Source organism: Ruegeria sp. YTSC192 (assembly GCF_059609705.1).
On record NZ_JBXWMG010000004.1, the window covers coordinates 102970 to 115423 of the forward strand.

Here is a 12454-nt window from a genome sequence, read left to right on the forward strand (position 1 = left end):
GTCACCCGGTTTCGAGACGCGCAACAGCCTGAAGCAAGGTTTGCCCAAGCGTTCGAATTTGCTCTGCCGTCATGGATTTTCCCAATATCCGCTGATCCTGTTTTCCAACCGCCTGCATAACCGCTTCGGCGCGGGATTGACCCGAACATGTCAGGCGCACAAACCGGCTTCTTTGATCGTGGGGGTTATCGGTGCGTTCGATCAGGCCGTCCTTTTCCAGCTGCTTTAGCACCTTCGTCATGCCGCCAGAACTGATCAGTAACGAGCGGTAGAGCTCTGTCGGGGTCATCTGCCGGGGCTCGGCCTGGGCGCGAAGTGTGGTGAGGACCTCAAAGCTCGCCTGGGTCAATCCAAACTGCGTCACGACGTTACGCGTTTCTTCCAGCACGATGTCATTCAGCCGGGCAATCCCAAGGATCAGGTCGGTCTCGGGGCTGTCGGCTTCGGGCCAGTTTTCTTTGATTTGCGACAGGATCTCCTGAAGAGTTAATCGGTTGTTCACACAGGCCCCTCTCATTTGTCTTGCTGGAAAGATATATTTGTTCTAGAGAAAAAGAAAGCATCTTTCCGGAAAGACAGATTGTGCGCACGCTAAGGGACCGAATTCGTCATACGATACTGTTTGAGGGCATCGCTCTTGCCATTGTGTCGGTGGGCGGTAGCTGGATCACAGGCCATTCACTGGAGGCTATCGGAACCCTCAGCATCCTGTTCAGCCTGCTGGCGATGGGCTGGAATTTCGTGTTCAACTGGCTCTTTGATCTTTGGGATCTGAAGTATCGCAACATGGCACCACGTGGCCCCGGCATTCGGGCCATACATGCCATCTTGTTTGAAGCGGTCATGCTTACCGTCGGAATCTTCCTAACGGCCTGGTGGCTGAATATCGGGTATTGGGAAGCCTTCGTGCTGGATCTGGCGTTCTCGATCTTCTTCCTGTTCTACGCCTATGCGTATAACTGGGCCTACGACGCGATTTTTCCCGTTCCCAAGGCGGCGACGGCAATCAGCCCTTGCATCACCACGCCCGAGATTGCCAGCGCCGCCGACAGGTCTGGCGCAACCGACAGCACCCCTTCGGGTGAAAGAGCGCGCCGAAAACCCACATCCGGCAAATCCATCGCGTCAGCCGGATAGTTTGAGGTCCGATCACGGCCCACAAGCCGGTCTTTCTGCCCCAGAGGACAGATGATCTCGGTTATCGAACTGCCAATGGCGATCACCCGTCGTTCCTCGGCTATCAGGGCAGTGGTGGACAGCAACGCAGCGGCGCAGAAGGATAGAAGCTATCATATTGCACCACCTCATTTTCGGCTACGTCGGGCAATCCGGCGACCAACGCGTCTCAGGTGAGGCGGTGATCGGTGTCGCCTGTGTGTCGACCGGATATCAGGAAAATCAAACCGACCGCCGCATCAAACACTTCGACTGAAACAGCAGGTCCACGCTGAGTGGGTTTGGCGACGGCCCTGACCTCGGCAACATGATCGGTGTGCAGATACAGGTTGAAATCTGGATCCAGCATCATTGATGCAAGGCCCCATCTGCTTGAGCGTTTTGACGGGGCCGCCATGAATTTGGATGCAGCCGCGATTGCCGACAAAAACCATGAACTCAAGCTTTTAGTAGTACGCCATGGTTTTAACTGATGACTTTACGGCACTGAACGAGGGCGGCAGCCTACATAGCCTCTAAGGTGTGAGTGAGGCCGTTTCGGATGTGATCTTCCAACAGCTTTTTGGCCGCGTGGGCGTCTCTGGCCAGTGCGGCATCGAACATACCTTTGTGTTCCTTGACTGCTTCTTCGCCACGATAGGTCAGAACGAGCATCTGATAGCGCAGGTACTTGTCGTAGATGATCGAGTGCAGCGACAAAAGGTTCTTGGAGTTGCAGGCCGCGATCATCGCTTGGTGAAACTCCCAATCATATCGTTTCCAGGTTTCTTTCTCGGACTCGTCGCCCTTGAGAAGCTGCTGTTCCATCAGGTGCAATTTGTGATGTGCGGCAACAAGATTGCCTTCCCAATCCGTATCGCCGTTCGCAATGGACAACTCCAGCGCGTGGCATTCCAACAGGACGCGCAGTTCCGACACCTCTGTCAGGTCTTCGCGAGAAACCGGGGTAACCAGGAAACCCCGTTGCTCGGGAGCTTCGACAAATCCGTCGCTGGCAAGCCTGTTCAGGGTTTCACGAAGTGTCGAAAGGCTTGCCGAATAGCGATCCTTCAAGGCTTCCAGCTTCAGCTTGGAGCCGGGCTGCAGCGCGCCGAAGATGATGTCCCGTTTGATACGCTGATAAGTGCTTGCGCCTATTGTAGACGGCTGCTTTGCCATGCATTTCACCCGATATTCCTGATTTTCTCATTCAACTACCATTTTTGGCGACCATCAGCAATCTATACCTGTGTATGATAAAAATAATAATATCATATAATATTGCGGAATCGTGAAAACCCCAATACGGTCATGTCCAAGTTGGGCAAAACAGCCCGATCGCAAACATCAGTTTCGGGATTTTCCAGACCCTCCGGAAGGAAGCAAAGTGTCTAAGAACTTTCGCGTTGCCATTGTCGGCATTGGCCTAGTTGGACGCCGCCACGCAGACGCTATCCGAGCGTTGCGCCATGTGGATCTTGTCGCAGTGGTCGATCCCAGCGACGAAGGCCGTGCATACGCTGATGAGCACGGGATCGCATGCTACGAGACCCTCGGGGATATGTTTGCAAATCAGACGCCGGACGGAGCTGTTCTTGCGACCCCGACCACGCTTCATGTCGAACAAGGCCTCACCTGTATTCAACATGGTTGTCCTGTTCTTGTTGAAAAACCGATCGCCGTGGAGGCCACAGCAGCACTGGAACTTGTCCAAGCAGCGGAGAAGGCCAATGTGCCACTAATGGTTGGCCATCACCGTCGCCACAATCCTCTGATCAGGTCAGCTAAGGAAGCCATTGTCGCCGGCAAGATTGGAGATGTGCGCGCTGTCCATGCGAATTGCTGGTTCTATAAGCCAGACGACTATTTTGATGCTGCGCCCTGGCGAAAGAAACCCGGTGCAGGGCCCATCTCGGTCAATCTTGTTCATGATGTGGATCTGCTGCGGTACCTGGCCGGAGAGGTCGTGACAGTGCAGGCTCAGTCGGCTGCATCGCAACGCGGGTACGACAACGAAGATGTTGCCGGCGCGCTGTTGACGTTCGAAAGCGGGGCGATCGGGACTATTAGCGTTTCCGACAGCATCGTCGCTCCGTGGAGCTGGGAGATGACGTCTCGGGAATATCCGATCTATCCGTCGACCACTGAAAGCAGCTACATGATCGGTGGCTCTCATGGGTCGTTGTCCGTTCCCGATCTTCGATTGTGGAGTTACCAGAGCGAGCAAAGGGACTGGTGGACGCCAATCTCATCAACTGCACTGAAAAAAGGTGCCTCTGACCCGTTGGTCAATCAACTCAGGCACTTTGTCGAAGTTGCACGGCGTGAATTGGATCCGATTGTGTCCGGTTGGGAAGGTTTCAGAACACTTCAAGTCATTGAAGCTATTCAGAATTCCTGCAGAACAGGGGAAACGGTCAGGATCAAGAACTTGTAAGTAGCATCAACAATATACGTGGCTGTGGCTAAAAAATATCTGATATTTTGGAAAACATCTTGCAAACAGTCCAAAATAGGTCAAAACTCAGAATCGGAAAAATGCATCATGATGTCTCAGGGAGGAGCAAAGTGATTACCAAACTTACCCGCCGGGCTGCCGTGTCAGCCCTGGTCGCAACCGGTGTTCTGTTCAGTGCAACAAGTGGTGTGCTGGCGCAGGACAAAGTGCAACTTCGCCTCGCAACATCAGGCTCGGAAACGGATCAACGCTCGGTTGCTATGGCCGAGGTTTTCGCGCCAATGATTGCAGATTTTGCAAGTTATGAGCCCAGCTATAACGGCACTATCTTCGCTCAAGGCACCGAGTTGGATGCGATCAGTCGCGGCAATCTGGAAATGTCGATCACCTCGGCGCAGGAACTGGCACAGTTCTTCCCCGAGTTTTCGATCTTTACAGCCGGTTATGTCCATCAGGACGCCGCGCATCAGGTGGCTGTCTTCAACGATCCTTTGATGGATGCCTTCAAGCAAAAGGCAGAAGAAGAACTGGGCGTTAAACTGCTGTCGGTCATGTATCTGGGCCGTCGTCAGGTAAACCTGCGTCAACCCAAGGATGAATTGACCGTCTCAACGCCTGCCGATCTGGAAGGCGTGAACCTGCGGATGCCTGGCACCGACGCGTGGCAGTTCCTGGGCAAGGCACTGGGTGCCGCGCCGACGCCAATGGCATTTTCGGAAGTCTACACAGCGCTGTCGACCGGAGCGGTTGACGGTCAGGACAACCCGCTGCCAACCGTGGTTGATGCCAAGTTCTATGAAGTGACCAACCAGATCGTGCTGACATCGCATCTGGTGGACCTGAACTATATCGCCATCGGCAAAGGGGTTTGGGACGGGCTGACACCGGACCAGCAAGCCAAAGTTCAGGAAGCAGCAGATGCAGCGGCTGAATCAGGCCGCCAGAAGCAGCTGCAGAAAGAAGAGGACCTGGTCAGTTTCCTGAAAGAACAGGGGATGGAGATCTACGAACCCGATCTGGCAGCATTCCGCGATCAGGTACAGTCGATGTATCTTGAGAGCGAGTTTGCCGGTGCCTGGCCCGAGGGTGTTCTGGATCAGATTAACGCTCTGGGCAACTAATTCGCCGCGATAAGGGAGGGAGAACCATAATGAAAGGCTTCATCAAGGGGTTCTCCCGACTAACCGAAGCGATTGCCGGCGGGATGCTGGCGGCAATCTTCCTAATCTTCCTGCTTCAAATCCTTCTACGGTACTTCTTTACCCCAGCTGGCTGGACGCTTGAACTGATCGGCATCCTCTGGGTCTGGGTGATCTTCTTCAGCTGCGCCTTCATCGTGCGCGAACGGGATCACGTGAAGTTTGACATCATCTACCTTTCGGTGCCGATGCGGGTGCGTCAGGTCTTTGCGATGCTGGCGGCTGCCGCGATTGTGATCGGGATGCTTTACAGTTTCTTGCCAACCTGGGACTACATCGACTGGATGAAAATCCGCAAAACTTCGACCGTGCGCAATCCGTTCTCGGGCGAGAAGATACCGTTGCGCACAATATTCTCGATTTACGCGGTTTTCATGCTGGTCGTAGCAGCGCGGTATGCCTGGCTTTTCTTTGACGTCATGCGCAACGGCCCACCAAAAACCGAGCTTGAAATGGTCGTTGGGTACAACGTGGTTGACGATCATCCCCGCGTCGACGGTGAAGACGACGAGGACGCAGATAAATGAGTTTTGAACTACTTTCCTGCCTGCTTGCTCTCTTTCTTCTGGCAGGCATCGGCACACCTATCGGCTACTCCATCCTGTTGGCCTCATTGGTGTATCTGGGCGCGGCCGGACTGGACGTCGCCCTCGCGGGTGAGAAAATCCTGCAAGGCTTCTACAAAAGCACGATCCTGCTTGCCGTGCCTTTGTTCATCGTCGCCGCCAATATCATGAATGCGGGGTCGATCACCGACCGCCTGCTGAACTTCTGCGTCGCTGCTGTTGGTCGTTTCAAGGGCGGTCTTGGGCACGTCAACGTGGTGGCGTCGCTGATCTTTTCCGGCATGTCCGGGTCTGCTGTCGCGGATGCTGCGGGGATCGGCAAGATCATCATCGAGATGATGACCAAGGATGGCCGGTATAGCCGGGGCTATGCGGCTGCGATCACGGCAGCGTCGGCGACGATCGGCCCGATCATTCCGCCCTCGATCCCGATGGTTCTGTATGCGCTGGTCTCAAAGGCCTCTATCGGATCGCTGTTTCTGGCCGGTATTCTGCCGGGCCTGATCATGGGCGTCGTCCTCATGGCGATGAACTACTATCTGGCCGGCAAGCGGAACTTTGCGTTGGAAGAACCCGTTCCGCTGCGCGAGTTGCCAGCTAAAACCGCAAACGCGTTCCCGGCGCTGTTGATGCCCGCAATCTTGCTCTATGGCATCTACGGCGGTGTCACCACGCCGACCGAAGCCGCCGCGGTGGCCGCATTCTACGCCCTGCTATTGGCCGCACTGTTCTACCGCGCGCTGACCTTCCGGGGTCTCTATCAGGTCTTCGTTGACAGTGCCCGGTCATCCGCTGCCGTCGGGGTGGTCATTGGTGGTGCGTTCATCCTGAACTTCATCGTCATTCAGGAACAAATCCCTCAGTCGATCTCAGCACTGCTGGAGGGTTCGGATGTTAGCCCGATTGTTTTCCTGATCCTGGTCAACCTGTTGATCCTCGCGCTGGGTTGCGTGTTGGACGCAACAACGATCATTCTGGTGATCGTGCCCCTGTTCATTCCAACCTGCGAAGCGCTTGGGATTGATCTGGTGCATTTCGGGGTTCTGGTTGTCGTGAACTCGATGATTGGTCTGATCACGCCGCCCTATGGTATTCTGCTTTTCGTGATCAACGCAGTGACCGACATTCCACTGCGTGAGATTATCTCGGAGATTTGGGCCTTTCTGGCGGTGCTTATCTTTGCCCTTGTGATCATGATGCTGATGCCCGATCTGGTTCTGTGGTTGCCGCGTATGTTCGGGTATCAGGGGTAATGTGCCTGTCGGTTTCGACAACATCCATTCCCGGCGATCTGGCTGAAAAACTGTACGCCATCGCCGGGGCTGGATTTGACGGTGTCGAGTTGCATGAACCGGACCTGACCGCTTTTGATGGGCCGCCATCGCAAATTCGCGATATTGCATCAGACCTCGGCCTGAAAATTTGCCTGCTGCAACCCTTCCACAACCTCGAAGGTCAGTCAGGTGACAATCGGCAGCGCGCTTTTGACCGATTGAAGCGTAAACTTGATCTGATGAACGAGCTGGAGACCGATCTTCTGCTGATCGGGTCCGCCTTCGATACAGACCTTGCCGCCACAGAAGATCAGGTGATCGCAGACCTCGGCGAGGCGACTGAAATTGCGGAAAAACAGGGGTTGCGTCTGGCCTATATGGGCTTGCCATGGTCGGGCCTTGTTCACTCGGATGAGCAAGCGCTGCGCGTCGTTGAAGCCATTGATAGCCCTCATTTCGGGTTGGCCTTGAATTCCTTCTTCTCCCTTGCCGACGGGTCCAAACCCGCCCGCCTTCGGGACATTCCCGGAGAGCGCCTGTTCCATGTGCAACTGTCCGATGCACCCCGGCTTGAGATGGACATACGTCGGCTCAAACGGCATTTCGGACTTCTGCCGGGGCTCGGATCGCTTAATCTCGCGGGCTTCGTCAGGGTGTTGTCTCGCGCCGGGTACACGGGGCCCTGGTCGATTGCGCGCGTCAACGAGGCAGCACCTCAACCCGGCGGCCGGACCCTGGCCCGAGACAGCTACAGGGCGCTGGTGAACCTTCTGGACGAGGTGTCACGGACTGAGCCGGGAACAGATTTCGGTATCCCGGACCTGCCGGAGCGCGTCTATGCGTCAGGCTTTGAGTTCGTCGAATTTACTGCTGATGAGGTAGGCGGCGCGCAGCTGGCAGATATGCTGTCAGCCATGTGTTTCCGAATGGAGCGAAAACACGTCAGCAAATCCGTCGAGCTGTGGCGGCAGGGTGCGATCAACATCGTGGTGAATACCGAAAAGGAAGGTTTTGCCCATTCGGCGTTCCTGGGTCACGGCCCGTCGGTCTGTGACATGGGTCTGCGCGTCAAGGATGCGGATCAGACGGTTCAGCGCGCCACCGCGTTGGGTGCGCCGAATTTCTCGCAGCCGGTGGGGACCGGGGAACTGGACATACCGGCCATTCGTGGTGTTGGCGGCAACGTCGTTCATTTCATCGATGAGAAATCCGATCTACACCGGGTCTGGGATATCGAGTTCGAGCCGGTCGCCAAAACCAAGGCGACCCAGCCGGCCGGTCTGCGCCGTATCGACCATCTGGCCCAGACGATGCGCCATGATGAGATGCAAAGCTGGCTGCTCTATTACATCTCGACTTTTGAGATGGCCAAGTCGCCCATCGTGAACGTCGCCGACCCGTCCGGTGTCGTACAAAGCCAGGCTATCGAAAGCCCTGAAGGCGAAGTGCGCCTGAACCTTAATGGGGCGGTTGGACGACGAACGCTGGCCGCATCCTTCCTCAAAGAAGGGCTGGGGGCAGGGGTGCAGCACATCGCCTTCCAGTCGGACGATATATTCGAAACTTCAGACCAATTGCGCAAATCCGACTTTCCCAGCCTGCCCATCCCTGAGAATTACTACGCTGATCTGCAAGCGACATTCGGGTTGGATGACGACTTGGTTGCCCAACTGCGCCGGGGTAATATTCTATACGACCGGGCGGCGGGTGCCGAGTATTTTCAGATCTACAGTCACCCCATCTTCAACGGTTTCTTCTTTGAAATTGTTGAACGCCGCATGAGCTATGCCGGGTATGGCGCGCGAAACGCGCCCATTCGCCTCGCCGCGCAAAGCAAAACCCAGACGCTCAAAGAGGTGCAGATTCAATGACCTTGCTGGATGAAAACATGACAATGGATGAGCGCGCCGTTCGCCAATGGTGGCGTACCTCAATCATCGACATGAAGCCCGGCCAGATCGCTTTTCGAGGCAACGCGATTGAAGATCTGATCGGGAATGTCTCTTTCCCGCAGATGATCTGGCTAATGGTGCGGGGCGATCTGCCCAGCGACGCGCAAGCGCGCCTGTTCGAGGCCGCTTTGGTCGCGGGCGTGGATCACGGCCCGCAGGCGCCTTCGATTGCGGCTGCGCGTATGGCCGCCACCTGCGGGGTTGGCCTCAATAATGCGATGGCGACTGCGATAAACATGCTGGGCGACGTGCATGGTGGGGCAGGAGAGCAGTGTGCAGAGCTGTACTATGATATTGCCGCCCGCATCGATGCCGGAGCTTCGCTGGATGACGCTGTTCGGGATGGCTTGGACAGCTGGCGCGAGACCTACGGCAAGATCGTTTCTGGCTTCGGACACCGTTTTCATAAGCCCGTCGACCCACGTGCGCCCCGGCTGATGCAACTTGTTCGTGATGCGGCAGCAGAAGGTACAGTTTCCGGCCGGTTTGCCGAAATCGGAGAAGAGGTTCAGGCCGAGCTTGGCCGCCAACGCGGCGGTCGACCAATTGCCATGAATATCGACGGCGCAACGGCCGTGATTTTCTGCGAACTTGACTTTCCTGCGCCCTTGTCGCGCGGGCTGTTCTGCCTGTCCCGCTCGGTCGGAATACTCGCCCACGCGTGGGAGCAGATGGGGCAGGGTGGTCGCAACAAGGGCCCAATGCCCCCGAATTACTTACCCCTCTACGAAGACAGGAATGATGATAAGTGAGACATCGAAATCCTTCCGGGTCGGCCTTATTGGCTGTGGTCGTATCAGCGATATCTATCTAAAAACGCTCTCCAAGTTCTCAAACATCGATGTTGTGGCTTGCGCAAGCCTTGATCCTTCGGAAAGCCGCGCCAAGGCGGATCAATACGGCATCCTCAAAGCCTGCACACCAGATGAGGTGTTTGACGACCAGACAATTGACTGCGTTCTGAACCTGACAATTCCAGCGGCGCATGCCGAAATCAGCCTGCGCGCCCTGGAGGCGGGTAAGCACGTTTATTCCGAAAAGCCACTGGTTATGAACCGAACCGATGGCAAGGCGATCCTGCACACAGCCTCCGAAAAGGGGTTGCTGGTCGGCTGCGCGCCCGACACGTTTCTGGGCGGTCGTTGGCAGACAGTTCGGCGCTTGATTGATGAAGGTGCTATCGGGAAACCAACAGGGGTTTTCGCCCATGTCGGCACCCACGGAACCGAACGCCATCATCCCAACCCGGATTTTTATTACAAGGCCGGTGGCGGGCCGTTGCTGGACCTCGGGCCCTACTACCTGACCGCCATGATTTTTTGTCTTGGCCAAATTGACCGTGTCGCCGGAATGGCGCGGCGAACCTTCGACAAACGAATGATCGAAAACGGCCCGCGCAACGGCGAATGGATGGATGTCGAGGTCGACACGCACTCCCTAAGCCTGCTTCAGTTCTCATCCGGTGCTATAGGGTCGATGACCATGAGTTTCGACGTCTGGGACAGCGAAACTCCGCGGTTCGAGATCTATGGCGAAGACGGAACCATCAGCATCCCTGATCCTGACCCGGTTCACGGTGCCAATGTCTTTCAGGGCGATGTCTGGTTGAAAACGCGCGAAACCTCGCGCTGGTCCCATCAGCCCCGGCCAGTGGGTCGCGAGGACTGGCAGGTGGTCGAAAACAAGCATGGGTTTAATGAAGACAGCCGCGGGCTTGGTCTACTAGATCTGGCTCTGGCGGCACAAGAGGGACGCCAGCCCCGTGCAAGTGGAGCGCTTGCTTACCACGTTTTTGAGGTCATGGACGCAATTGAACGCGCCCCGAAATTCGGTGCCTACCAAACGATAGAAAGCCGTTGCGCAGTGCCAGAGCCTCTGCCGGTGGATTTTCTGAAGAATGAGAGGAAGGAGCTGGCTCATGCCGGTTGAAATACTGGAATTCGCGCAACCGTTCTTTCGCGTCCAGCACATTACCGATGAAGACAAAACACCAGTCGAGGGTCGTGCGATTGTTCTGAACCTTGGGGGACGGGACCTTTTGGTCGAGGATCAGGCCATTGCGCCGCTTACGTCTGTCATCGTGCAAGATAGCTCACTCAGAGGTGTGGAACGCGCAGTAATTGTCTACGGATTCGACGAACATGGCGACGACAACGCCTTGTTCGCAAGCGTGAAAGACACATGGCCTTCTGCCTTTGACGTTCGCCAAGAGGAGCGCCTGCGCGGTGTCAGCCATTACATGTCGCCAAAGATCTTCGTGGGGAATGTCGGACTGACCATGTACCATTCCGGCTCGGTTCCGTTGAATGTCGGATTGCACAAGGACCATCCGTTCTGCCCGGTGCCGGGGTTTCGCGAAGTGCATACGCAAATCGTAGGCTTCGGCAAAATGCAGCAATGCCGCGAACGGGATGTTGAGACGCTTTACCTCGAAGAATTCATGGCCCCGGGCACAACGCACAAGCCGATGTATGACGCCGAAGGCAACTATCCCTGGCACCAATACGAAACGATTACACCCAGCATCTTCATGGCGGTGGAGATACTGCCCGAAGGTGCACGGATCCCGGACATGGAGGTTCGGAATGACTGAGAGACTTTTACCCGAAAACCTGAACTTTGACGGCCCTTTCCCCCAATTGTCCCGCCGTTTGCGGCTGGGCGTTGTCGGCGGTGGGCGTATTTCGGTCACGCAAGCAACGGCCGCGCGGATGACTGACCGTTGGGAGGTCATCGCAGGTGCGCTCAGTTCCGACGCGGCGCGCAGCAAGGCGCGCGGGGCTGAGTGGTTCCTGCCAGCAGACAGGTGCTATGCGTCGTTTGATGAAATGGCAAAGGCCGAGGCAGCGCGCCCGGATGGTGTGGATGCCGTTATGATTACCACCCCGAACCACGTTCATTTCGACGCGGCCAAAGCGTTTCTGGAGGCGGGCATTGACGTGCTGTGCGACAAGCCCCTGACCAACGACGTCGCCGAGGCGGAGGGGCTTGAGGGGATCACCACAAGTACGGGGCAGGTTTTTGCCGTCGGTTATGCGATGTCGTGTTTTCCTGTAATCCGTCAGGCCAAACAGATCGTCGCCGAAGGCGGCATCGGCAAAATCAACCAAATCCATGTCGAATTCATGCAAGACTGGATGACCCCGGAAGATGTGGCGGATGCGCCCCACGTCAAATGGCGGCTGGACCCGAAAATCTCAGGCCCGACCAGTTGCGTTGGCGACATCGGCACGCACGCTGCGCATCTCGCCAGTTTTGTCTCGGGGCTGCCTTTGACCGACCTGCGGGCCGAGTTTCATGTCTGCGGCGCGCCCAAGCCATTAGAAGACACGGTGTTCATGTTCACCCGCTACCAAAACGAGGTTCCGGGAACCCTGATGGCGACACGCCTTGCCCCCGGAAATCGCGGTGGGTTGCGGTTGCGCATTTTCGGAAGCGAAGGAGGTCTTGAGTGGGACCTGGAGAACTCGGAACAACTGAAGTTCAACCGGTTTGGAGAGCCTGATCGTATCATCAGCCGAGGACACGGGCATGGCATCGGCCCGGGTGCGGAACGTCTGGTCCGTACCGCGCGCGGCTTCCCTGAAGGGATAATTGAGGCGTGGGCCAATCTTTATACCGAGTTCGCAATGGCGGTCGCTGCGCGAAGAGATGGCGTTACACCGCCGCCAAACTGGCTTGGATATCCCGGTGTCGGTCAAGGGGCAGACGGCGTAAGATTCATTGATGCATCTGTCAGATCACACCAGTCCGGAGGAAATTGGGTCAACGTATAACGAGTTGGAGTTGTAACGATTGAACACGCCCGGGAGACCCCCGGGCGTTTTTTGTTGGTGACCATATTCTAAGT

Annotated in this window: 12 protein-coding genes and 1 pseudogene; 10 read left to right on the top strand and 3 right to left on the bottom strand. The window is 56.3% G+C overall.

Annotated elements, in window-relative coordinates; translation table 11 throughout:
• Nucleotide 1: 1 nt before the first annotated feature.
• Nucleotides 2-502: a MarR family winged helix-turn-helix transcriptional regulator gene (locus AC2FD8_RS07590; protein ID WP_496855243.1), complete on the bottom strand. Its 501-nt coding sequence runs from the start codon at nucleotides 500-502 to the stop codon at nucleotides 2-4.
• A gap of 80 nt (nucleotides 503-582) precedes the next feature.
• On the opposite strand from AC2FD8_RS07590, the gene AC2FD8_RS07595 reads away from it, so the two are divergent.
• Nucleotides 583-1137, top strand: a complete 555-nt coding sequence (locus tag AC2FD8_RS07595; RefSeq protein WP_496855241.1) for a PACE efflux transporter — start codon at nucleotides 583-585, stop codon at nucleotides 1135-1137.
• Nucleotides 1138-1345: 208 nt separating this feature from the next.
• On the opposite strand, the pseudogene AC2FD8_RS07600 reads toward AC2FD8_RS07595, so the two are convergent.
• A pseudogene (locus AC2FD8_RS07600) lies at nucleotides 1346-1616 on the bottom strand (ChuX/HutX family heme-like substrate-binding protein); the annotation flags it as partial.
• Nucleotides 1617-1680: 64 nt separating this feature from the next.
• The gene (locus AC2FD8_RS07605; protein WP_496855239.1) at nucleotides 1681-2334 is read right to left on the bottom strand and encodes a GntR family transcriptional regulator; all 654 of its coding nucleotides are present in this window, start codon (nucleotides 2332-2334) and stop codon (nucleotides 1681-1683) included.
• Nucleotides 2335-2542: 208 nt separating this feature from the next.
• Here AC2FD8_RS07605 and AC2FD8_RS07610 point away from each other — a divergent pair, with 208 nt between their 5' ends.
• From AC2FD8_RS07610 to AC2FD8_RS07650, 9 genes are all read left to right on the top strand, one after another.
• Nucleotides 2543-3592, top strand: a complete 1050-nt coding sequence (locus tag AC2FD8_RS07610; protein WP_496855234.1) for a Gfo/Idh/MocA family protein — start codon at nucleotides 2543-2545, stop codon at nucleotides 3590-3592.
• A gap of 131 nt (nucleotides 3593-3723) precedes the next feature.
• Nucleotides 3724-4734: a TRAP transporter substrate-binding protein DctP gene (dctP, locus tag AC2FD8_RS07615; protein WP_496855233.1), complete on the top strand. Its 1011-nt coding sequence runs from the start codon at nucleotides 3724-3726 to the stop codon at nucleotides 4732-4734.
• A 29-nt stretch (nucleotides 4735-4763) separates the two neighbouring features.
• The gene (locus tag AC2FD8_RS07620) at nucleotides 4764-5339 is read left to right on the top strand and encodes a TRAP transporter small permease (protein ID WP_496855231.1); all 576 of its coding nucleotides are present in this window, start codon (nucleotides 4764-4766) and stop codon (nucleotides 5337-5339) included.
• The gene (locus AC2FD8_RS07625) at nucleotides 5336-6631 is read left to right on the top strand and encodes a TRAP transporter large permease (RefSeq protein ID WP_496855229.1); all 1296 of its coding nucleotides are present in this window, start codon (nucleotides 5336-5338) and stop codon (nucleotides 6629-6631) included. The genes AC2FD8_RS07620 and AC2FD8_RS07625 overlap by 4 nt, the downstream gene beginning before the upstream one ends.
• Entirely contained in the window at nucleotides 6631-8523 is a 1893-nt protein-coding gene (locus tag AC2FD8_RS07630; RefSeq protein ID WP_496855227.1) for a bifunctional sugar phosphate isomerase/epimerase/4-hydroxyphenylpyruvate dioxygenase family protein, read from the top strand. Before AC2FD8_RS07625 ends, AC2FD8_RS07630 begins: the two co-directional genes overlap by 1 nt.
• A complete protein-coding gene (locus tag AC2FD8_RS07635) occupies nucleotides 8520-9356 on the top strand; it encodes a citryl-CoA lyase (RefSeq protein ID WP_496855225.1) in 837 nt (278 codons plus the stop codon). The genes AC2FD8_RS07630 and AC2FD8_RS07635 overlap by 4 nt, the downstream gene beginning before the upstream one ends.
• Nucleotides 9346-10533, top strand: coding sequence for a Gfo/Idh/MocA family protein (locus tag AC2FD8_RS07640; protein ID WP_496855223.1), 1188 nt, complete (start codon nucleotides 9346-9348; stop codon nucleotides 10531-10533). The genes AC2FD8_RS07635 and AC2FD8_RS07640 overlap by 11 nt, the downstream gene beginning before the upstream one ends.
• Complete coding sequence (locus tag AC2FD8_RS07645) at nucleotides 10523-11197, top strand: hypothetical protein (protein ID WP_496855222.1); 675 nt, start codon at nucleotides 10523-10525, stop codon at nucleotides 11195-11197. The genes AC2FD8_RS07640 and AC2FD8_RS07645 overlap by 11 nt, the downstream gene beginning before the upstream one ends.
• Nucleotides 11190-12380, top strand: a complete 1191-nt coding sequence (locus AC2FD8_RS07650; RefSeq protein WP_496855221.1) for a Gfo/Idh/MocA family protein — start codon at nucleotides 11190-11192, stop codon at nucleotides 12378-12380. The genes AC2FD8_RS07645 and AC2FD8_RS07650 overlap by 8 nt, the downstream gene beginning before the upstream one ends.
• Nucleotides 12381-12454 lie beyond the last annotated feature (74 nt).